This is a genomic window from Actinomycetospora sp. (assembly GCF_055612215.1).
Window position 1 is genome coordinate 1 of sequence record NZ_JBVPVA010001005.1, and the last position, 20,861, is coordinate 20,861.

At 74.0% G+C, this 20,861-nt stretch carries 19 protein-coding genes; 14 read left to right on the forward strand and 5 right to left on the reverse strand.

Annotation, left to right across the window (positions count from 1 at the left end):
• From AC0CYZ_RS27230 to AC0CYZ_RS27240, 3 genes are all read right to left on the reverse strand, one after another.
• Positions 1 to 318: universal stress protein (locus AC0CYZ_RS27230; RefSeq protein ID WP_472221201.1), on the reverse strand; the 318-nt coding region annotated here is incomplete at its 3' end.
• Positions 319 to 431: 113 nt separating this feature from the next.
• Complete coding sequence (locus AC0CYZ_RS27235) at positions 432 to 1,706, reverse strand: lycopene cyclase family protein (protein ID WP_472221203.1); 1,275 nt, start codon at positions 1,704 to 1,706, stop codon at positions 432 to 434.
• Positions 1,673 to 2,074: a hypothetical protein gene (locus AC0CYZ_RS27240; RefSeq protein ID WP_472221205.1), complete on the reverse strand. Its 402-nt coding sequence runs from the start codon at positions 2,072 to 2,074 to the stop codon at positions 1,673 to 1,675. The genes AC0CYZ_RS27235 and AC0CYZ_RS27240 overlap by 34 nt, the downstream gene beginning before the upstream one ends.
• 267 nt (positions 2,075 to 2,341) lie before the next feature.
• Between AC0CYZ_RS27240 and AC0CYZ_RS27245 the strand changes: the two genes are divergently transcribed.
• The 10 genes from AC0CYZ_RS27245 (at position 2,342) to AC0CYZ_RS27290 (ending at position 12,792) form a co-directional block, all read left to right on the forward strand.
• The gene (locus AC0CYZ_RS27245) at positions 2,342 to 3,964 is read left to right on the forward strand and encodes an ABC-F family ATP-binding cassette domain-containing protein (RefSeq protein WP_472221206.1); all 1,623 of its coding nucleotides are present in this window, start codon (positions 2,342 to 2,344) and stop codon (positions 3,962 to 3,964) included.
• Positions 3,965 to 4,160: 196 nt separating this feature from the next.
• Entirely contained in the window at positions 4,161 to 4,370 is a 210-nt protein-coding gene (locus tag AC0CYZ_RS27250) for a helix-turn-helix domain-containing protein (RefSeq protein ID WP_472221208.1), read from the forward strand.
• A gap of 409 nt (positions 4,371 to 4,779) precedes the next feature.
• Positions 4,780 to 6,666, forward strand: a complete 1,887-nt coding sequence (locus AC0CYZ_RS27255; protein ID WP_472221235.1) for an ABC transporter ATP-binding protein — start codon at positions 4,780 to 4,782, stop codon at positions 6,664 to 6,666.
• Between the two features lie 245 nt (positions 6,667 to 6,911).
• Positions 6,912 to 8,270 carry an ergothioneine biosynthesis glutamate--cysteine ligase EgtA gene (gene egtA / locus AC0CYZ_RS27260; RefSeq protein WP_472221210.1) on the forward strand — a complete coding sequence of 453 codons (1,359 nt, stop codon included), beginning with the start codon at positions 6,912 to 6,914 and terminating at the stop codon, positions 8,268 to 8,270.
• Positions 8,267 to 9,634 (forward strand): ergothioneine biosynthesis protein EgtB, encoded by a 1,368-nt coding sequence (gene egtB, locus AC0CYZ_RS27265; protein ID WP_472221211.1) that lies wholly within the window; start codon positions 8,267 to 8,269, stop codon positions 9,632 to 9,634. The genes egtA and egtB overlap by 4 nt, the downstream gene beginning before the upstream one ends.
• 7 nt (positions 9,635 to 9,641) lie before the next feature.
• A complete protein-coding gene (egtC, locus tag AC0CYZ_RS27270) occupies positions 9,642 to 10,415 on the forward strand; it encodes an ergothioneine biosynthesis protein EgtC (RefSeq protein ID WP_472221213.1) in 774 nt (257 codons plus the stop codon).
• A 104-nt stretch (positions 10,416 to 10,519) separates the two neighbouring features.
• Entirely contained in the window at positions 10,520 to 11,503 is a 984-nt protein-coding gene (gene egtD, locus AC0CYZ_RS27275; protein ID WP_472221215.1) for an L-histidine N(alpha)-methyltransferase, read from the forward strand.
• Positions 11,504 to 11,523: 20 nt separating this feature from the next.
• Entirely contained in the window at positions 11,524 to 12,129 is a 606-nt protein-coding gene (locus AC0CYZ_RS27280) for a class I SAM-dependent methyltransferase (RefSeq protein ID WP_472221217.1), read from the forward strand.
• 16 nt (positions 12,130 to 12,145) lie between these two features.
• Positions 12,146 to 12,409 (forward strand): AbrB/MazE/SpoVT family DNA-binding domain-containing protein, encoded by a 264-nt coding sequence (locus AC0CYZ_RS27285; protein WP_472221219.1) that lies wholly within the window; start codon positions 12,146 to 12,148, stop codon positions 12,407 to 12,409.
• A complete protein-coding gene (locus AC0CYZ_RS27290) occupies positions 12,406 to 12,792 on the forward strand; it encodes a PIN domain-containing protein (RefSeq protein WP_472221221.1) in 387 nt (128 codons plus the stop codon). The genes AC0CYZ_RS27285 and AC0CYZ_RS27290 overlap by 4 nt, the downstream gene beginning before the upstream one ends.
• 44 nt (positions 12,793 to 12,836) lie before the next feature.
• Here AC0CYZ_RS27290 and AC0CYZ_RS27295 read toward each other — a convergent pair whose 3' ends face one another.
• Positions 12,837 to 13,223 carry a hypothetical protein gene (locus AC0CYZ_RS27295; protein ID WP_472221223.1) on the reverse strand — a complete coding sequence of 129 codons (387 nt, stop codon included), beginning with the start codon at positions 13,221 to 13,223 and terminating at the stop codon, positions 12,837 to 12,839.
• Positions 13,224 to 13,486: 263 nt separating this feature from the next.
• Here AC0CYZ_RS27295 and AC0CYZ_RS27300 point away from each other — a divergent pair, with 263 nt between their 5' ends.
• The 4 genes from AC0CYZ_RS27300 to AC0CYZ_RS27315 all read left to right on the forward strand — a co-directional run bounded on the left by AC0CYZ_RS27300 (position 13,487) and on the right by AC0CYZ_RS27315 (position 18,959).
• Entirely contained in the window at positions 13,487 to 14,977 is a 1,491-nt protein-coding gene (locus AC0CYZ_RS27300) for an aldehyde dehydrogenase family protein (protein ID WP_472221225.1), read from the forward strand.
• The gene (locus AC0CYZ_RS27305) at positions 14,974 to 16,548 is read left to right on the forward strand and encodes an APC family permease (protein WP_472221227.1); all 1,575 of its coding nucleotides are present in this window, start codon (positions 14,974 to 14,976) and stop codon (positions 16,546 to 16,548) included. The genes AC0CYZ_RS27300 and AC0CYZ_RS27305 overlap by 4 nt, the downstream gene beginning before the upstream one ends.
• A 1-nt stretch (position 16,549) precedes the next feature.
• A complete protein-coding gene (locus tag AC0CYZ_RS27310) occupies positions 16,550 to 18,133 on the forward strand; it encodes a GMC family oxidoreductase (RefSeq protein ID WP_472221229.1) in 1,584 nt (527 codons plus the stop codon).
• Between the two features lie 124 nt (positions 18,134 to 18,257).
• Positions 18,258 to 18,959 (forward strand): hypothetical protein, encoded by a 702-nt coding sequence (locus AC0CYZ_RS27315; RefSeq protein ID WP_472221231.1) that lies wholly within the window; start codon positions 18,258 to 18,260, stop codon positions 18,957 to 18,959.
• An 81-nt stretch (positions 18,960 to 19,040) separates the two neighbouring features.
• Here the strand turns inward: AC0CYZ_RS27315 and acnA are convergent.
• A partial coding sequence (gene acnA, locus AC0CYZ_RS27320) for an aconitate hydratase AcnA (RefSeq protein ID WP_472221233.1) occupies positions 19,041 to 20,861 on the reverse strand: 1,821 nt, incomplete at its 5' end.

Genomic DNA, 20,861 nt, shown 5'->3' on the forward strand with positions numbered 1-20,861 from the left:
GTCGTTGACGACGTTCGTGACCACCTCGATCGGGTCGCCCTCGACGGCGACCGTCTCGACCTCGCCGACGCCCTTGGACGACGCGCGCTCCTTGGCGTCGCGCAGCGTCTCCTCGGCGGGGGTGGACCCGACGACGTGGTAGGCAGCGTCCTCCCCGAGCTGCTGCTCGGCCTGCCCGGTGTTCTTCGCCGGGTGGTACGCGCAGATGATCAGCAGGGTGGCCGAGGAGTCGGCCGCGACGGTGGCCGCGCGGTCGACGGCGCGGTAGGACGATTCCGAGCCGTCGGTACCGACGGCGACGAGCTGGTAGGCGCCCATGGTGCGTGCTCCGATCTGGCGGTCTCCGGACGGCGGGAACGAACGTGTACCGGAGGTGGCGCATGGTAGCGCCTTGCGCCGATCGGACGCACACGACCCCCCGGTCGCCGAGGTCAGGGGCGTTGCGCCTCACCCGGGCCACACAGCGTCCCCACGATCAGGTGGGCCCGCAGCCGCGGCGTCAGACGCGTGAACACCGACGTCATCGCCCGGACCGACTCGACCACGTCGTCGTCGGAGCGGTCCGACCCGCTGGTGCCGCAGGAGCCCAGGTAGGCGCGCCGCGGCCGGGCCGGCAGGGAGAAGAAGCCCTCGAAGAACTCCGGGACCTCGGCGGGGGGCAGGCGCAGGAGGACGTCGAGCCCGCGGCGCCGCATCTGGTGCACCACGCGGGCCCGACCACCGCCGACCGCGCGCCGCGCCCCAGCCGCTCGACCGGACCCGTCGAGCCCGACGTGATCGTCCGATCGAGTGGCCAGCGTGTCGGCCAGTCGGGTGGCCGCCCGGAGCGAGCGGGCCACGGAGAACCCCGTCGCGGGGTGGACGAACGGGGCCGCGGCGCCGAGCGCGACGACCCCTGCGGGGGAGCGGTGGTCGGGGGTGTCGACGGGGAAGCGCACGTGCTCGACGTGCGCCGGGTCGTCGAGCGGGATCTCGGCGTCGCGCAGGCCCGCCGCACGCAGGCGCCGGCGCAGGCGGTCGGCGAGCTCGGGCAGCGGGAGTCCGGGCCGGCGGGCCAGGGACGTCTCCTCGAGCAGCACCCGGCCGCCGCCGAGCGGCACCGCGTAGAGGAAGGTCGGCCACCCGGGCAGGCCGTGCAGCGGACGCCAGTCCATGAAGACCAGCCGCCCACCGGTGACCGTGGCCGCCGTGGCGGCGTCGACGACGACGCCGACCGCGGTCTGCTCGGCCCGCCGCCCGGGCCGGCGGGCCGTGCTCAGCGCCTGCATGGCGCCGCTCGCGTCCGCGACGAGGGCGGCCGGGAGCTCGGTGCCGTCGGCGAGGACCGCGCCGTGCGGCCCGGCCGCGGCGACCTTCCCCCGCAGCACCCGCACCCCGTCGTCGTGCAGGGCGTGCTGCAGCGCGGCGGTGTCGAGGACGGCGTACTCGTCCTCGAGCCGGTGGGTCCGGGTCGCGATCGCCCACCCGACGTCGTGCGCGGCCACGACCTCGTCCGGGAGGGCGTCCGGCCCGCCGCCGCGCGGCAGCTCGTGGCGCCACGTCCCGTAGGTGTGCCGCCAGGACCGGTCGGGGCGGGGGTCGACGAGGACGACGTCGAGGCCGCGCCGGGCGCAGGCGCGCGCCGCGGCCCAGCCGGCGGGGCCGCCACCGGCGACCAGCAGGTCGGGTCGCGTCAGCCCGGTCCGGTGTCCATCTCGCGGTCCCACGCGCGCAGCGTCTCGCGATCACGCTTCGCCCGCGCGTTCCAGTCGCGCATCGTCTGCGGGTAGCCGGTGACGGTCACGTCGTAGATCGGTACCGCGCACTTGCGGGCGAGGCGCTGCGCGGCCCGCGGGGTCCCGACGCGGCGCCGGGTCCACTCGCCGTCGACGGCCACGGCGACCACGGTCGTGTCGGTCGCCGTGGTCTCCGGCTCGACGAAGAACTCCACCCCGCGCCGCGACCGCGCGAACCCCCGCAGGTGCTCCAGGTCGGCCGGGCCGCCCTCGCGGTCGAGGACCTGCCGGCGCCCGTCGGCGCCGACCCCGGACGAGCCCGCGGCGCCGCTCCCGCGCAACCAGCTGAACAGGCCCATGGTCCCCAGTGTCCCCGATCCCGGGCACGACCGGTGTGAAAGGACGGCTCGTCGGCCCTCCGCCGCGGGGGCGGCGGTCACCCTGCGGTGACGCGCGCGACAGGCGACCCCGGCCACCCCGGACCCGCGTGCCCGGGGGAGGGCCGGGGGCCTCACCTACACTGGAGGTGCGGCGAGACGCCCGTCGCCGCGGCGCGGACGGCCCCCGTCACGACCGCCGCACCGTCGCCGGAGCTGCGGCGCGACCCCGACCCGGGAAGGCCCCCTGTGATCACCGCGTCCGAACTCGAGCTGCGCGCCGGCTCCCGTGTCCTGCTCTCGGGGGTCACCCTCCGCGTGCAGCCGGGGGACCGCATCGGCCTCGTCGGACGCAACGGCGCGGGCAAGACGACCTCGCTGCGCGCGCTCGCGGGGGAGTCGGAGCCCTACGGCGGCACGATCCGGTCGACGGGGCCGGTCGGGTACCTGCCGCAGGACCCGCGCGAGGGCGACCTGTCGGTGCTCGCCAAGGACCGGGTCCTGTCCGCCCGCGGGCTCGACCAGATCCTGCGCGACATGGAGAAGGCCCAGACCGCGATGGCCGAGCTGGCGGACGACGCCGAGCGGGACAAGGCCGTCGCGCGCTACGGCCGGCTCGAGACCCGGTTCGCCGACCTCGGGGGGTACGCGGCCGAGAGCGAGGCCGGACGCATCTGCTCCAACCTGGGCCTGCCCGACCGCGTGCTCGCCCAGCCCCTCGAGACGCTCTCCGGCGGGCAGCGGCGCCGCGTCGAGCTCGCGCGGATCCTCTTCGCCGCGTCGGGCGAGGGCGGCCACGCCGGGACCACGCTGCTGCTCGACGAGCCGACCAACCACCTCGACGCCGACTCGATCTCGTGGCTGCGCAGCTTCCTGCGGGGCCACGAGGGCGGCGTCGTGATCATCAGCCACGACACCGACCTGCTCGCGGACGTCGTGAACAAGGTGTGGTTCCTCGACGCCACCCGCGGCGAGCTCGACGCCTACAACATGACCTGGAAGAACTACCTGCGGGCCCGGGCCGACGACGAGGCCCGCCGCCGCCGGGAGCGCGCCAACGCCGAGAAGAAGGCCTCGGCTCTGCAGGCCCAGGCCGCGAAGATGGGCGCGAAGGCGACGAAGGCCGTGGCCGCCAAGCAGATGCAGCGCCGCGCGAGCGCACTGCTCGAGGGCCTCGACGACGAGCGCACCGCCGACCGGGTCGCCGCGATCCGGTTCCCGACCCCCCAGGCCTGCGGGAAGACCCCGCTCACCGCGTCCGGGCTGTCCAAGAGCTACGGCTCGCTCGAGGTGTTCACCGGGGTCGACCTCGCCGTGGACCGCGGCTCCCGGGTGGTGATCCTCGGCCTCAACGGGGCCGGGAAGACCACGCTGCTGCGGATCCTCGCCGGCGCCGAGTCCGCGGACACCGGCGAGGTGACGCCGGGGCACGGGCTGCGCACCGGGTACTTCGCCCAGGAGCACGACACGCTCGACATGGACCGCACGGTCTGGCAGAACGCCCGCTCGGCCGCGCCGGACACCCCCGAGCAGCAGCTGCGGACGCTGCTCGGCGCGTTCCAGTTCTCCGGCGAGCAGCTCGAGCAGCCCGCCGGCACGCTCTCCGGCGGCGAGCGCACCCGCCTGGCCCTGGCCGGCCTGGTCTCGAGCGCGGCGAACCTGCTGCTGCTCGACGAGCCCACGAACAACCTGGACCCCGCCTCGCGGGAGAAGGTGCTCGACGCGCTGCGCCACTACGAGGGCGCCGTGGTCCTCGTGACGCACGATCCGGGCGCCGTCGAGGCCCTCGAGCCCGAGCGCGTCATCCTCCTGCCGGACGGCACCGAGGACCTCTTCTCGGCCGACCACCTCGAGCTGGTCGAACTGGCCTGACGATCACCCGTCGGACCCGCCGCGCGGCGTAGGGCCTTCGTGAGCTGGAACGATCAGGCCGATGGGCCGTCCGGGCGGTTCCCGCTCCGGACGGCGGAACCGCTCACCGATCATGTGGAATGTGCCGTGGCGCACACCGCCTCTCACGATCATCATGGGTCGACCGGGCACCGTCCGGGAGAGGGGTGGACCAACCATGGCCGATCTGAAGAAGGGCGCCCGCATCACGGGCGACCAGCGGGACAAGCTCGCCACGGATCTCAAGAAGAAGTACGAGAAGGGCGCGAGCATCCGCTCGCTCGCCGAGTCCACGGGCCGTTCGTACGGCTTCGTGCACCGGGTGCTCTCCGAGTCGGGGGTGACCCTGCGCGGGCGCGGCGGGGCGACGCGCACCAAGAAGGCCTGAGCTCGACGTCCGCGGGGACTCCGCGGACGAGGGGCACGTCAGCAGCCGCGAGCGCTCCTGGGCTCGAGTGGCGTGCTCCTGATCCACGGGCGCCCCCGCTCGGGCGCCCCCGGCCTCGCGGTGAGGGGCACGTCAGGCATCCGCGAGGGCTCCCGGGCCTGCGTGGTGCGCCCCTGATCGGTGGGCGCACCTCGACCCGACATCCGTCCCGGATGCGCCCACGGCGAACAGCACCCCCGTGCGCGAGCGTGAGCTCGCCCGGACGCGGATACTCGACGCCCGGACCGGCGGACCATCACCCGTCGGACGCGACCCGCGCCCCCGTTCGCTTGACCTCGACGATGGTCGAGGTCGCACGCTCGGCGCCGAGGTCCGAGCGAACGGGGTGAACGGCGTGGAGAACGCCTGGATGTTGATGATGTCCATGTCGCGGGGCGACTCGCTGCCGCGCTCGGTCCCGCCCGGGACCCTGGGCCGCATCTGGCGCTTCGCCTCCGCCCACCACCGGATGCTCTACGCGTTCCTCGCGCTGACCACGGTCTCGGCCGTCATCGCGGTGGGGGTCCCGGTGCTGGCGGGGCGGGTCGTCGACGCGATCGTGCACCGCAACGGCCTCGGCACCGTCGTCGTCATCGCCGCGGCCATCGCCGGGCTCGCCGTCGTCGACTCGATCTCGGGCCTGGCCGAGCGGTGGATGAGCTCGCGGATCGGCGAGGGGCTGATCTACGACCTGCGCCGCGCGGTGTTCTCCCACGTGCAGTCGATGCCGGTCGCGTTCTTCACCCGCACGCGGACGGGGTCGCTCGTCAGCCGGCTCAACAACGACGTCATCGGGGCGCAGCGGGCGTTCACATCGACGCTGTCGGGCCTGGTCACCAACGTCATCCAGCTCGTGCTGACCGTCGCCGTGATGATCACGCTGGCCTGGCAGGTCACGCTGCTCGCCCTCGTCCTGCTCCCGATCTTCATCCTGCCCGCGCGGCGGATGGGCCGGACGATCGCGGCCCTGCAGCGCGAGTCCGCCGACCTCAACGCCGCCATGACCGGGCAGATGACCGAGCGGTTCTCGGCCGGCGGCGCGACGCTGGTGAAGCTGTTCGGGCGCCCGGAGGCGGAGGCCGACGAGTTCGGCGACCGGGCCGACCGGGTGCGGGCCATCGGGGTCCGCACCGCGATGGCCAACCGGGTCTTCATGACGAGCCTGACGCTGGTCAGCTCCCTGGCCCAGGCGATGGTCTACGGGGTGGGCGGCTGGCTGGCGATCACCGGGCGGATCGACGCGGGCACCGTCGTGAGCCTCGCCCTGCTGCTCACCCGCCTCTACGGGCCGCTGACCCAGCTGGCGAACGCGCGCGTCGACGTGATGAGCGCGCTGGTCAGCTTCGAGCGGGTCTTCGAGGTGCTCGACCTGCCGCCCTCGATCACCGAGCGCGCCGACCCGACGCCGCTGCCCGCGGAGGCGCCGCTGGGGGTGCGGCTGCGCGACGTGCGCTTCACCTACCCGAGCGGCGACGCGATCTCGCTGGCCAGCCTGGAGGAGATCGCGACCCTCGACCACGTCGAGAACGACGAGGTGCTGCACGGGGTGGACCTCGAGGTCCGGCCGGGGCAGATGCTCGCGCTCGTCGGACCGTCGGGTGCGGGCAAGTCGACCATCGCGTCGCTGGTGCCGCGCCTCTACGACGTCGACTCCGGCGCCGTCGAGGTCGGCGGCGGGGTAGGGGGGCGCGGCGACGTCGCGTGGACCGACGTGCGCGACCTGTCCTTCGCCGACCTGCGCGGCGCCGTCGGGGTGGTCACCCAGGACGGCCACCTCTTCCACGACACCGTGGCCGGCAACCTGCGCTACGCCAAGCCCGACGCCACCGACGCCGAGCTGTTCACCGCCCTGGAGCGGGCCCGCCTCGGCCCGCTGGTGCGCCAGTTGCCCGAGGGCCTGGCCACGGTCGTCGGGGAGCGCGGCTACCGGCTCTCGGGCGGCGAGCGCCAGCGCCTGACCATCGCGCGCCTGCTGCTCGCGGCACCGCGGGTCGTGATCCTCGACGAGGCCACCGCCCACCTGGACTCGGAGTCCGAGGTGGCGGTGCAGGAGGCGCTCGCGGAGGCCCTGGTCGGGCGCACGGCCATCGTCATCGCCCACCGGCTCTCGACCATCCGCAGCGCGGACACCATCGCCGTGGTGGAGGACGGACGGGTCGTCGAGCAGGGCCCGCACGAGGTCCTGCTCGACCGCGGGGGCCGCTACGCCGACCTGCACCACACCCAGTTCGCGACGGCGGCCACGCCCGCCGGTTGATCATCGACGGCCACGCTGTCGGGGTCCCGTGATACGACGGACACCGACGCGTCGAGGGCCTGCAGGTCGCCGTCGCGCCGTGTAGCGTCCTTCGCCGTGATTCCGGGGCCACCGCGCTCCCGGGTCGCCGCGGAGGACGACGGCCCCACCCGGGCCTGGGACGAGGGACACGTTGGGTCGCCCGCGCCGTGCGGGTACCGCGACAGTTGGCGTGACGCCGGGGTCCGCCGACGAGGAGGGTGGTCATGGCTGCTCCCGTGATCGAGCTGGATCCCGCCGCGCCGATCCCCGACCGGGCGGCCGCCGCCGCCTACGTCGCGTCGATCTGCTTCAAGCACGGGCCGCCGAGGCTCGTGGGCGCCGAGCTCGAATGGCTCGTCCGCTCCGCGACCCGTCCCGTCGACCGTCTCGATCCCGCCGTCCTGCTCCGTGCCCTCGGCCCCCACGCGCCCGGCACGCTGAGCTCCTCGATCCCCGCCGCGAACGGCGAGGGACCGGCGCCCCTGCACCCCGATCCTCCGGACCCGCTCCCCGCCGGGAGCACGGTGACCGTCGAGCCCGGGGGGCAGGTGGAGATCGCCACCCCGCCCGTCCCCGGACTCGCCCCGCTCGTGGACGCGATCCGCGTGGACACGGCCGCGATCCGCGCCCGGCTCGCCGCCGAGGACCTCGTCCTGGTCGGCCGCGCCTCGGACCCGCTGCGCCCGCCCCGGCGCATCCTGCAGGTCCCGCGCTACGCCGCGATGGAGGCGGCGTTCGACCGCGTCGGCCCGCACGGGCGCACGATGATGTGCTCGACGTCGGCCGTGCAGGTCTGTCTCGACGCCGGCGACGGGCCCGCGGTCACCGACCGCTGGCAGGCCCTCCACGAGATCGGCCCCACCCTCGTCGCGACCTTCGCGAACTCCCCGGCGGTGCACGGCAGGCGCACCGGCTGGAAGTCCTCGCGCATGGCGAGCTGGCTGACGCTCGACCCGGAACGCACCCGGCCCCCGGTCGACCTCGGACCGGACCCGGCCGCCGAATGGGCCGAGCGCGCCCTCGACACCAGCCTGCTCTGCGTGCGCCGCGACGGGACCTGGAGCGCCCCGCCCGCGGTGAGCTTCGGCGACTGGATCGACGGCGAGGGCGGGCTCGACGTCCGGCCGACCCGCGAGGACCTCGACTACCACCTCACGACGCTCTTCCCGCCGGTCCGGCCGCACGGCCACGTCGAGGTGCGCTACCTCGACGAGCAGCCCGGCGACGAGTGGGCCGTCCCGATCGCGGTGGTCACGGCGCTCCTCTCCGATCCCGGCACGCTCGACCGCGCGCGCGACGCCGTCGCCCCCGCGGTCGGCCGGTGGGGCGCCGCCGCCCGTCACGGGCTCGCCGACGGGGTGCTGCGCCGCGCGGCGGGCACCCTCGTCGAGCTCGCCCACCAGCGCCTGCTCACCACCGACCCCGCGCTCGCGGCCCTCGTCGGGGACGTCGCGGAGCGCCGTGTCCTGCGCGGGCTGTGCCCGGCCGACACCGGCGTCGGCGAACCCGGTGAGAGCGACCTGGAGCCCGCCGAGGGCAGCCCCTACCCCGACGACCCCGTTCCCGGAGGCGATCACGCATGACCAGCGACCTCTCCGCCGCGACCGGCACCCGCTACCCGGAGGCGCTGCGCCGGCGCCTGGCCGAGGACCTCGAGACCGCGCGCCGACGCACCCGGGCGCTGGCCGACGCCGTCGACGACGACGACCTCACGCGCCAGCACTCCCCGCTGATGTCGCCGCTGCACTGGGACGTGGCGCACATCGCCAACATGGAGGACCTCTGGCTGGTCCGCCGTGCTGCTGCCGAGGACCCCGGGCCCGGGGTGCGCGAGGACATCGACCACCTCTACGACGCGTTCACCAACCCCCGCGCGGGGCGCCCGGCGCTCCCGCTGCTCGACCCGACCCAGGCCCGCGACTACGGGGCCACCGTGCGCGAGCGGGCCCTGGCGATCCTGGAGCAGGCGGGGCCCGACGGCCGCGCGATCATGGACGACGGGTTCGTCTACGGGATGATCGCCCAGCACGAGCAGCAGCACGTCGAGACGATGCTCGCCACCCACCAGCTGCGCGTCGGGCCCCGGGCGCTGGACGCCCCGCCGCCCCCGGCGTCGCCACGGGCGGCCGAGCTGATCGGCACCGAGGTGTTCCACCCCGGCGGCTGGTTCACGATGGGGACCGACGCCACCGGCCCCGACCGGTACGCGCTGGACAACGAGCGGCCGGCCCACCGCGTCGAGGTCACGCCCTTCCACCTCGACGCCGTCCCCGTGACCAACGGGGAGTACGCCCGGTTCGTCGACGACGGCGGGTACGCGCGGCCCGAGCTGTGGTCGGGCGCGGGCTGGGAGCACATCCGGGGCGAGGGCTGGACCGCGCCGATGACGTGGGAGCAGCGCGACGGCGCGTGGCACCGCACCTCGTTCGGGACGCGGGAGCCGATCGCCGACGTCGCCGACCAGCCCGTCCTGCACGTGTGCTTCCACGAGGCCCTCGCGTACGCGACGTGGGCCGGGAAGCGGCTGCCCACCGAGACCGAGTGGGAGTACGCCGCGCGGTACGACCCGGCGACGGGGGAGACCCGCCGCTTCCCGTGGGGCGACGAGGACCCGACCCCGGAGCGCGCCAACCTCGACCAGCACCACCTCCAGCCCGCCCCCGTCGGCGCCTACCCGGCCGGGGCGTCGCCGCTCGGGGTGCACCAGTTGATCGGGGACGTCTGGGAATGGTGTGGCTCGGGCTTCTCGGGATACCCCGGGTTCGCCCCGTTCCCGTACGAGGAGTACTCCCAGGTGTTCTTCGGCGGTGACTTCCGGATGCTGCGGGGGGCCTCGTTCGGGGTCGGCACGGTCACCGCGCGCGCCACCTTCCGGAACTGGGACCTGCCGATCCGCCGGCAGATCTTCTCGGGCTTCCGCTGCGCGCGATCGTCCGAGCACGCGTGATCCGCTGATGTGCCGACACCTGGCCCACGTGGGTCCGCACCCGGTGACCCTCGCGTCGCGGGTCACGGAGCCGGCGCACTCCCTGCTCGTGCAGGCCTACGCGCCCGCCGACATGCGCGGGGGCGGCACCGTGAACGCCGACGGCTTCGGGGTCGGGTGGCTCGCGCCGTCGACCCACCCGCCCCGGGCGCACTCCTACCGGGCCCCGGTGCCGATGTGGACCGACGCCTCGTTCCTCGACCTCGCGACGGCCGTCGAGAGCCCGGCGTTCGTCGGCGCGGTCCGGTCGGCCACCGTCGGCATGCCGGTCTCGGTCGGGGCGTGCGCGCCGTTCCGCGACGGCACCCGGATCTTCAGCCACAACGGGGTCGTCCGGGGATGGCCGGGGAGCCTGGCCGACCTCGCCGCGGAGCTCGACACCGAGACCCTGATGACGCTCGACGCGCCGACCGACTCGGCGGTGCTGTGGGCCCTCGTGCGCCGCCACCTCGACGCCGGCAAGGACCCGGTGGACGCGGTGCTCGACGTCGTGGCCCGGACCCTCGCGGCCGCCCCCGGCTCGCGGCTGAACCTGCTCCTGCTCACCACCGACGACGCGGGGGAGCCGACGCTCGTCGCGACCGCCGTGGACCACGCGCTGGCCTACCGGGCCGGACCCGACGGCGTCACCGTCGCCTCCGAGCCCCTCGACGACGACGCCGCCTGGACGGCTGTGCCGGACCTGTCGGCCGTCGTCGTCCGCGGCGCCCGCGCCACCCCCGAGGTCGGCTCGCTGACCTGATCACCGCGGCCGCCGCGCCGCCCGCCCGCCGCCGTTCCCGACGCCGTGAACCAGGCCGCCCCTGCCCGGGGGAGCCGCAACCCGAACGGACGTGACCTCCCTCCATGACTTCTCATGGGACCCTGCCCAGCCTCGACGTCCACCTCGACGAGGCGGCCGCCGACGCGGCCCTGCGCGAGGACGCGCGCCGGGGCCTGACGTCGACGCCCAAGGTGCTGCGCCCGCAGTGGCTCTACGACGCCCGCGGCTCGGAGCTGTTCGAGCAGATCACCGCCCTGCCGGAGTACTACCCCTTCACCGCCGAGCGCGAGGCGCTCGCGGACGGCGCGGACGACGTCGCGCGCCTCTCCGGCGCCGACACGTTCGTCGAGCTCGGCTCGGGATCGTCGACGAAGTCGACGCTGCTCCTCGACGCGATGTCCCGGACGGGGACGCTGCGCCGCTACATCCCGGTGGACGTCTCGGCCGCCGCGCTGGAGGAGGCGGTGCCCGCCCTCGTCGCGGGCTACCCCGACCTCGACGTGCGTGGGGTCGTCGCGGACTTCACCGCCAACCTGCACAGCATCCCCCGGGTCGGCAGCCGCCTGGTGGTGCTGCTCGGCGGGACGATCGGCAACTTCGAGCCCGAGCAGCGCCGGGACTTCCTCGCCGCGCTCGCCGACACGCTCGACGCGGGGGAGCACTTCCTCGTCGGCACCGACCTGATCAAGGACGAGGCCACGCTCGTCGCGGCCTACGACGACGCGGCCGGGGTCACCGCGGAGTTCGAGCGCAACGCGCTGACCGTGCTCAACCGCGTGCTCGGCGCCGACTTCGACGTGGACGGGTTCTCCTACGTCGCGGCGTGGGTGCCGCAGTCGAGCCGGATCGAGATGCGGGTCCGGGCGGACCGGCCGATGACGGTGTCCGTGCCCGCGCTCGACCTCACCGTCTCCTTCGCCGAGGGCGAGGAGATGCGCACCGAGATCTCGACGAAGTTCACGCGGGAGGGCATCGCGTCCGAGCTCGACGCCGCCGGCTTCGACGTGGCGCACTGGTTCACCGACCCGGCCGGGCGTTTCGGGCTGACCCTCGCGCGGCGTCGGTGAGCCGCTGACACGCTGACGCGGTGGCCACGGAGGACCGGGAGCGCTGGGACCGGCGGTTCGCGACCGCCGATCCCGGCCGGCCCGGTCCGCCCTCGGCGCTCGTCGGGCGGGAGGACCTGGTCCCGGTCCGGGAGGCGCGGCCCGGTGGAGAGCGTCCCGACGACGCGGCCGGCCGCGCGCTCGACCTGGCGTGCGGGCGCGGCACCGTCGCGGTCTGGCTGGCCGCCCGCGGGTTCGCGACGACGGCCGTGGACGTCTCGCCCGAGGCGCTGCGGCTGACCGGCGAGCTCGCCGCGACCCACGGGGTGGCGGTCACGACGGTGCGCGCCGACCTCGACGACGGGCTCCCGGCGGCGGCCGCGGGTCCGTTCGACGTCGTGGTCTGCCAGCGCTTCCGCGACCCCGCGCTCTACCCGGTCCTGCCGCGGCTGCTCACCCCGGGCGGGCTGCTCGTCGTCACGGTGCTCTCGACCGTCGGCGACGCCGGGGGGTCGTACCGCGCCGGACCGGGGGAGCTGCACGCCGCGTTCTCCCACCTCGACGTGCTGGTGGACGAGGAGGGGCGGGGCGAGGCCCACCTGGTGGCGCGGGTGCCGCCGCCGGTGGCACTTCGGCGCTCGACGTGACAGCTAGACTCGATCCGTGTCAACCGATGCCGGCGCCGAGACGACCGTGACCCCGCAGGGCCGCGTGACGATCCCGGCGGCGCTGCGTCGCGAGGCGGGCATCGAGGTCGGGGACACCGTGATCGTCCACGTCGAGGACGGCCGCGTGGTGGTCGAGACCCGGGACCAGCTCGCCGCGAGGACCCGCCGCGACGTCGCCCGGGCCGGTGTCCGGGCCTCCGTGGTCGACGAGCTCCTCGCCGAGCGCCGGGCCGAGGCGGCCCGGGACGAGGCCGGGTGAGCGCACCCGCCGTCCTCGACGCCTCCGCGCTCCTCGCCTGGCTCCTCGAGGAGCCGGGCGCCGACGTCGTCGACCCGCTGCTGACGGGGGCCGTCCTCTCGACGGTGAACCTCGCCGAGGTGTGGCAGAAGCTCGACCACCACGGCGTGGACGCCGATCGCGCGCTGCGGCGCGTCCGGCTCCTCGGCGTGCGCACCGAGCCCTTCTCGGACCAGGACGCCGTCCTCGCGGCCCGGCTGTGGTCCGGCGGCCGGCGGGTCGGTCTCTCGCTCGGCGACCGGTGCTGCCTCGGCGTCGCCGCCCGGCTCGGTCGGACGGCCCTCACGGCCGATCGATCGTGGGCCGGTCTCGGGCTGTCGGTCGACGTCCAGGTCATCCGCTGACGACGAGGGGCCGCGTCAGGATCGAGGGAGGGTCGGGCGCGTGGTCACGGCGCGGCGCAGACCGCGTCCTGTCCGGGAGCGCTCTGCGTCTGCGTGGCGACGACCTGGCCGTCGACGGCGATGCGGCACGTGATCCGCGAGTTCGGCGGCACGTTCACCAGGGAGACCTGCATCTTCGGCTGCGGGGTGTACCCGACCGGCAGCGACAGGTCGAACGGCAGCCCGCTGAAGGTGATCTCCTGGTTGCTGCCGAGCTGGCCGACCATCACGTACCGGCCGAAGGCCGTGCCCCCGGCGGAGCCCGTCGCGGTGAACTGCACGAGGTGCTGCGGGGCGGGAGGGGGCTCCTCGCTCGAGCACGCCGTCGCCAGGACCGCCACCGCCGCAGCGACCAGCGCACCCGCCGTCCGGACCCAACGCCTGCGCCCCATGCGCCCTCCCGGTACGACGACCGGCGGCCGTCGCCGGTGTGAGCGGGAATCGTAGGGCCAGGAGGGGTGCCGTGAGCGACCGGGGGCGGCGTCCCGGGGCGAGCCGGAGCGGCGGGCCCCCGCGGTTACCGGCGCCGACGAGGCGGCTCCTGGGCCACCAGAGCGTCTCCTTCGAGGGGTCCGCTACCGCGCGGGAGGTGACATCATCGTCAGCCGACGAGGCCCGCTCTCGGGCATCCGGGTGACGTCAGGAGACACAGCGCGTGGGGCAGCTCTACATCGACGGCGCCTGGGTGGACGCCGAGGACGGCGGCCGGCGCGAGATTCGTTCGCCCGCCTACGGCACCCTCGTCGCCGAGGTCAGCGAGGCGGGCCCCGCCGACACCGAGCGCGCCATTGCGGCTGCCCGGGCGGCCTTCGACGACGGCCGGTGGTCGGACGTCCCGGCCCCGGAACGGGGCGCGCTGCTGCTGCGCGTCGCCGACCTGCTGCAGCGCGACAAGGACCGGCTCGCACGCGCCGAGACCGACGACACCGGGAAGCGCATCGTCGAGTCCGAGATCGACATGGACGACATCACGAACTGCTTCCGCTGGTTCGGCCACCTCGCCGCCACGGACGACGGACGCCTCGTCGAGACCGGGGTGCCGAACGCCCGCAGCAAGGTCGTCCACGAGCCGGTCGGGGTCTGCGGCCTGATCACCCCGTGGAACTACCCGCTGCTCCAGACGGCGTGGAAGGTGGCGCCCGCGCTCGGTGCCGGCTGCACGTTCGTCCTCAAGCCGAGCGAGCTCACCCCGCACACCGCGATCATCCTGATGGAGCTGCTGGCCGAGGCGGGCGTGCCGGACGGCGTCGCGAACCTCGTCCTGGGCGCCGGCGCCACCGCCGGGGGACCGCTGTCCACCGACCCGCGCGTGGACATGGTGAGCTTCACCGGCGGTCTCGCCACCGGCAGGATCCTCATGGCGAACGCGGCCGCGACCGTCAAGAAGGTCGCCCTCGAGCTCGGCGGCAAGAACCCGTTCGTGCTGTTCGCCGACGCCGACCACGAGACCGCGGTCGACAACGTCCTCACCGGGATCTTCCTGCACTCCGGCCAGGTGTGCTCCGCCGGCGCACGGCTCGTCGTCGAGGAGTCCGCGCACGACCGCATCGTGGACGACCTGGTCGAACGGGCCCGGCGCATCGTCCTGGGCGGTCCGGACGACCCGACCACCGAGACCGGCCCGCTCATCTCGGCGGCGCACCGCGACAAGGTCGAGTCCTACGTGCAGCGCGGGATCGCCGAGGGCGCCGTGCTGCGCTGCGGCGGGGAGCGCCCGAAGGACCCGCGCCTGGCCGACGGGTACTTCTACCCGCCGACGATCCTCGACGGCTGCACCCAGGACATGGCCGTGGTGCACGAGGAGTCGTTCGGCCCGGTGCTCACCGTCGAGACGTTCACCGACCTCGACGACGCCGTCCGCATCGGCAACGACACCGAGTACGGCCTGGCGGGCGCGGTGTTCTCCGCCGACCACGGCACCTGCGAGGAGGTCGCCGGGCGACTGCGCCACGGCACCGTCTGGATCAACGACTTCGGCCCCTACGTGCCCGCCGCGGAGTGGGGCGGCTTCGGCCACTCCGGCTTCGGGCGCGAGCTCGGCCGGGCGGGCCTGGCCGAGTACCAGGAGACCAAGCACGTCTGGACCAACACCCGCCCGGCGCCGACCGGGTGGTTCCCCTCTTCCAGCCCAGGGAGTGGATCGTGACCACGGACAACACCACCGACAGTCCGGACAGTTCGGACAGCTCCGACATCGACGAGTTCGGGTACAGACCGAGCCTCGTCCGCTCGCTCGGCAGCTTCCACACGTTCGCGGCGGGGATCAGCTACATCTCGATCCTCACCGGCACGTTCCAGCTGTTCTACTTCGGCCTCGCGAGCGGGGGCCCGTCGTACTGGTGGTCCTGGCCGCTCGTGTTCGTCGGGCAGCTCATGGTGGCGCTGTGCTTCTGCGAGCTGGCGGCCCGGTTCCCGGTCGCCGGGTCGATCTACAACTGGACCAAGCGGCTGACGAGTCCGCACATCGCCTGGCTCGCCGGGTGGACCATGCTGACGGCCTCGATCGTCTCGATCGCCGCCGTCGCGCTGGCGCTGCAGGCGACGCTGCCCCAGCTCTGGTCGGGGTTCCAGTTCATCCCGATGGCCGGTCCCGACGACACCGGGGCGCAGGCCCTCAACGGCGTCATCCTCGCGGCGCTCCTCATCGTCTTCACCACCACGATCAACGCCTTCGGCACCAAGCTGATGGCCCAGATCAACTCCGCGGGCGTGTTCATCGAGCTCATCGCGGCCTGCGTGCTGATCATCCTGCTGGCCGTGAACGTCGTGCGCGGCCCGCAGGTGGTGCTCTCCAACGGCGGGCTCGACACGAGCGGTCGGCCGTGGGGCTACACCGGCGCCTTCCTCGTGGCGATGTTCGCCTCCCTCTACGTCATGTACGGCTTCGACACCGCGTCGTCGCTCGCCGAGGAGTCCCACGACCCCCGCAGGAACGCCCCGAAGGCGATCCTTCGGGCGCTGTTCTTCTCGTTCCTGCTCGGCGGCCTCATCCTGCTGCTCGCGCTCATGTCCGCCCCGGACCTCTCCGATCCCGCGTTCAGCTCGCTCGGCGGCCTGCAGGCGCTGGTCCTCGCCGTCCTCGGCGGGACGCTCGGCTCGGTGATCCTCGTGGCCGTCGTCGTCGCCGTCGTCGTCTGCGCCCTGGCGGTGCACGCGGCGGCCATCCGGCTGGCGTTCGCGATGAGCCGCGACAACAACCTGCCGGCGGGCGCCAAGCTCTGCACGATCAGCCCGCGCTTCGGCACCCCGATCGTCGCGTCGGTCGTCATCGGCGTCGTCGCGATCGTCCTGCTCTTCGTCACCTTCAGCCCGCAGATCTACACCGTGGTCACCTCGATCGCGATCATCATGATCTACACGGCGTACCTGCTGGTCACGGTGCCGATGCTCGTCAAGCGCATCCGCGGGGAGTGGCAGCCGCGGGAGGGCGCCTTCACCCTCGGGCGCTGGGGCATCCCGGTCAACGTCCTCGCCGTGCTGTGGGGCGGGCTCATGACCGTGAACCTCGCGTGGCCGCGCAACGAGGTCTACAACGCCTCCGAGCCGTTCCACTGGTACCTGCAGTGGGGCGGGGTCCTTCTCCCCGGGGTCATCCTCGGGGGTGGGTTCGCCTACTACTGGCTCGTGCAGCGCCACAAGACCGGGGTCGTCGCCGCGCACGCCCGCGAGGAGACCGTCACCCCCACCACGACCGACACCGCCCTCGGGGAGGCCTGACATGCCGGACATCTCGTTCCCGGCCGAGTTCGACTACGTCATCGTCGGGGGCGGCACCGCGGGGTGCGCCGTCGCCTCCCGGCTCTCCGAGGACCCCGACGTCACGGTGTGCCTCATCGAGGCGGGCCCCTCCGACGTCGGTGACGACGCGATCCTCGACCTCTCGCGCTGGATGGAGCTGCTCGAGTCGGGCTACGACTGGGACTACCCCATCGAGCCCCAGGAGTTCGGCAACTCCTACATGCGCCACGCCCGCGCCAAGGTGCTCGGCGGGTGCTCGTCGCACAACTCGGCGATCGCCTTCTGGGCGCCGCGCGAGAACCTCGACGCCTGGGCCGCCGGCGGCTGCGACGGCTGGTCGGCCGACGAGTGCTACGCCTTCTACCGCACGCTGGAGACCGCGCTCGACGGCGCCGACGTGGCCGAGCCGCCCGGCCGCGGCACCGACGGCCCGGTCACCATCCGCTCGATCGCGCCGCGCGACCCCTGCGGCCGGGCGCTGCTGGAGGCCTGCGAGCAGGTCGGCCTGCCGACCACGCCCTTCAACACCGGGCGCACCGTGCTGCGTGGCGCCAACTGGTTCCAGGTGAACGCCAACCCCGACGGCACCCGCAGCTCGGCGTCGGCGGCCTACATCCACCCGAACCTGTCCCGGTCGAACCTGACCCTGCTCACCGGCTACCGGGCGCAGCGGCTCACCTTCGACGACTCGGGACCACGGCCGCGCGCGACGGGGGTCGCCCTCAAGACCCCGGACACGCGGTGGACGGTGGAGGTGTCCGCCCGCCGCGAAGTGGTCCTCTCCGCCGGGGCGATCGACGGTCCGAAGCTGCTCATGCTCTCGGGCATCGGGCCGGCCGAGCACCTGCGGGAGGTCGGCATCGAGGTCCGCGTCGACGCCCCGGGGGTGGGGGAGAACCTGCAGGACCACCCGGAGGGCCTCGTGCAGTGGGAGGCCCTGCAGACCATGCCCGTCGAGTCGGTGCAGTGGTGGGAGATCGGGATCTTCGCCGGGGCCGAGGACCGGACGACGCCCGACCTGATGTTCCACTACGGCTCGGTGCCGTTCGACCTGAACCTGCTGCGCTACGGCTACCCCAGCACCGAGAACACGTTCTGCCTGACCCCGAACGTGACCGGTGCGCAGTCCACGGGCACCGTGCGGCTCTCGACGCGCGACTACCGGGACAAGCCGAAGGTCGACCCGCGCTACTTCACCCACGAGCACGACCGCGAGGTGATGATCCGCGGGGTCCGCGTGGCCCGCGAGATCGCGGCGGCGCCGGCCCTGAAGGACTGGGTGGGCAAGGAGCAGGCCCCCGGCGACGCCGCCCAGACCGACGAGGAGATCTTCGACTACATCTCGAAGACCCACAACACGGTGTACCACCCCGCGTGCACGGTGAAGATGGGCCCGGACTCCGACCCGATGGCGCCGGTCGACCCGCAGCTGCGGGTGCGGGGCGTCGACGGCCTGCGCGTCGCCGACGGGTCGATCATGCCCGACCTCATCACCGTGAACCCGTGCATCACCACGATGATGATCGGTGAGCGCTGCGCCGACTTCATCAGGCGCGGGGCCTGACCCACGGCGCCGAGGGGATGCTCGGGCACCCGCCGGAGCCGCGGCGGGAGCACGAGCGTCCTCCCGGTGATCATCGGGGGGACCGCCGCGAGGCGCCGCGACCGGACTTGCGATCCTGTGCGACATGCGGGACCTGCTGTGGTCGACCTTCCTGCCCTGGGTCCGCGTGCCGGGCACGCCGACCTACCGCCGACTGGCCGAGACGCCGGTCCCGACGGACCTCCCGGGCTACCGACCCTACGACGCGACCCACGAGCCCCCCGGCGCCACCGCCGACGAGACGCGGGCGCGCTCGGTGTCCTCCCGCATCCTCGCGGCCGAGGAGTCCCGGATCCCCGAGGTCACGGCGCTGCTCGACCGGCTCGGGCTCGAGCACGGTCCCGACGCCGAGGCGTGGGACCGGATCGGGACGTGGCTCACCGCCCGGCCGGACGACCACGCCACGCCGTCGCTGGTGCTCGACCTCGGGCTGCTCCTGGGCCGGCGCATCCTCGAGGCCCGGCCGGGGGCGCGCTGGGAGGCCGACGACGAGGGCGTGCACGCCTTCCCGCGGATCGTCCTGGGCCCGTCGGTGATCGCGGTGCCGCTGCAGGCCGTGGAGCGCACCGGGCCCGACCTCGGGATCGTCCTGCAGCACGCCCTCGACGCCGAGGAGGCCGATCCCGCGGCGGAGTTCGTCGCGTTCCTGCGCGAGGTACTCGCCGGGGGCGGGGAGCTCAGCCGCGAGGACCTGGAGTGGATGCTCGCCGAGAGCGGGTTGGAGTCGATGCCCGAGCTCCCCGAGGACCTGGCGGGCCAGCTCGCCGTCGACGACCCGTCGTCGTGACCCGGCCCCCGGAGCACGAACGGCCGGTCCGTCACCCTCGAAGGTGACGAACCGGCCGTTCGTCCGGAGCCGGGGGAGAGGTCAGCCCAGCATCTTGCGCAGCACGTACGGCAGGATGCCGCCGTTGCGGTAGTACGCCGCCTCCCCGGGGGTGTCGATGCGCAGCCGCGCGTCGAACTCGATCGCGTCGCCCGACTCCGGCTGCGCCGTGACGTGCACCGTGTCGGGGATGCCGCCGTCGTTGAGTGCCGTGACCCCGGAGATCGAGTACGTCTCCGTGCCGTCGAGGCCGAGCGAGTCGGCGTCCTGGCCCTCCGGGTACTGCAACGGCAGCACGCCCATCCCGACGAGGTTCGAGCGGTGGATGCGCTCGTAGGACTCGGCGATCACGGCCCGGACGCCCAGCAGCGTCGTGCCCTTGGCCGCCCAGTCGCGCGACGAGCCGGAGCCGTACTCCTTGCCGGCCAGCACCACCAACGGGATGCCGGCAGCGGCGTAGTTCTGGGCCGCGTCGTACACCGCGGCCTGCGTGCCGCCGTCGGTGTGGTCGACGGTCCAGCCGCCCTGCGGCAGCTCCTTGCCGTCGCCGTCGCGCAGCTCGTTGCGCAGCCGGATGTTGGCGAAGGTGCCGCGGATCATCACCTCGTGGTTGCCGCGGCGGGAGCCGTAGGAGTTGAAGTCCTTGCGCTCGACGCCGTGCTCCTTGAGGTAGCGCCCGGCGGGCGAGTCCTCCTTGATGGCGCCGGCGGGGGAGATGTGGTCGGTGGTGACCGAGTCGCCGAGCTTGAGCAGCACGCGGGCGCCCTCGAGGTCGGTGACCTCCGACGGCTCCCGGTCCATGCCCTCGAAGTACGGGGGCTTGCGGACGTAGGTGGAGTCCTCGTCCCAGGTGAAGGTCTCGCCCTCGGGGGTGGGCAGCGAGGTCCACCGCTCGTCGCCCGCGAACACCTCGGCGTAGCGCGAGGTGAACTGCTCGGCGGAGAGCGACGACTCGATCGTCGACTGGATCTCCTGCGGGCTCGGCCAGATGTCGGCGAGCGTGACCGGGTTGCCCTCGGTGTCGTGCCCGAGCGGCTCGGTCGCGAGGTCGAGGTCCATCGTCCCGGCGAGCGCGTAGGCCACCACCAGCGGCGGGCTGGCCAGGTAGTTCATCTTCACGTCGGGGTTGATGCGGCCCTCGATGTTGCGGTTGCCCGAGAGCACCGCGGTGACGGCGAGGTCCTCGTCGTTGATCGCCTTCGAGATCTCCTCGGGTAGCGGCCCGGAGTTCCCGATGCAGGTGGTGCAGCCGTAGCCGACCAGGTTGAACCCGAGCTTCTCCAGGTAGGGCAGCAGCCCCGAGCGCTCGTAGTAGTCCATGACGACCTTCGACCCGGGCGCGAGGGAGGTCTTGACCCACGGCCGGCGCTCGAGGCCCTTCTCGACGGCGTTCCGCGCGAGCAGCGCCGCGCCGATCATCACCGAGGGGTTCGAGGTGTTGGTGCACGAGGTGATCGCGGCGATCGTGACGGCGCCGTGGTCGAGCTCGAGCTGGGTGCCGTCGGAGAGCGTCACCGGGACCGGGTGCGACGCGCGACCGCCCGGGTCGACGGGCTGACGGTGGACCTGCGGCCGGTCGGCGTCGCCGTTGGGGTGCTCCGCGGGCGGGTCGGAGGCCGGGAACGACTCGCTGTCGGACTCCTCGGACTGGCTGCGCGCGGAGCCGTCGTCGTCGACGTAGTCGGGCAGCGACGCGCGGAACGACTCCTTCGCGGCGTCGAGCGCGATGCGGTCCTGCGGGCGCTTCGGGCCGGCGATGCTCGGCACGACGGTCGACAGGTCCAGGGACAGCGTCTCGGAGTAGTCGGCCTCGTGGGCCGGGTCGTGCCAGAGGCCCTGCTCCTTGCAGTAGGCCTCGACGAG

What these genes read in the sequence shown, in the direction of transcription:
- egtA (WP_472221210.1), top strand. Translation starts at nt 6,912, where the DNA reads ATGGCTGCTCCCGTGATCGAGCTGGATCCCGCCGCGCCGATCCCCGAC.
- AC0CYZ_RS27255 (WP_472221235.1), top strand. Translation starts at nt 4,780, where the DNA reads ATGTTGATGATGTCCATGTCGCGGGGCGACTCGCTGCCGCGCTCGGTC.
- AC0CYZ_RS27310 (WP_472221229.1), top strand. Translation starts at nt 16,550, where the DNA reads ATGCCGGACATCTCGTTCCCGGCCGAGTTCGACTACGTCATCGTCGGG.
- AC0CYZ_RS27295 (WP_472221223.1), bottom strand. Translation starts at nt 13,223, where the DNA reads ATGGGGCGCAGGCGTTGGGTCCGGACGGCGGGTGCGCTGGTCGCTGCG.
- egtC (WP_472221213.1), top strand. Translation starts at nt 9,642, where the DNA reads ATGTGCCGACACCTGGCCCACGTGGGTCCGCACCCGGTGACCCTCGCG.
- egtB (WP_472221211.1), top strand. Translation starts at nt 8,267, where the DNA reads ATGACCAGCGACCTCTCCGCCGCGACCGGCACCCGCTACCCGGAGGCG.
- AC0CYZ_RS27240 (WP_472221205.1), bottom strand. Translation starts at nt 2,074, where the DNA reads ATGGGCCTGTTCAGCTGGTTGCGCGGGAGCGGCGCCGCGGGCTCGTCC.
- AC0CYZ_RS27250 (WP_472221208.1), top strand. Translation starts at nt 4,161, where the DNA reads ATGGCCGATCTGAAGAAGGGCGCCCGCATCACGGGCGACCAGCGGGAC.
- egtD (WP_472221215.1), top strand. Translation starts at nt 10,520, where the DNA reads ATGACTTCTCATGGGACCCTGCCCAGCCTCGACGTCCACCTCGACGAG.
- AC0CYZ_RS27315 (WP_472221231.1), top strand. Translation starts at nt 18,258, where the DNA reads ATGCGGGACCTGCTGTGGTCGACCTTCCTGCCCTGGGTCCGCGTGCCG.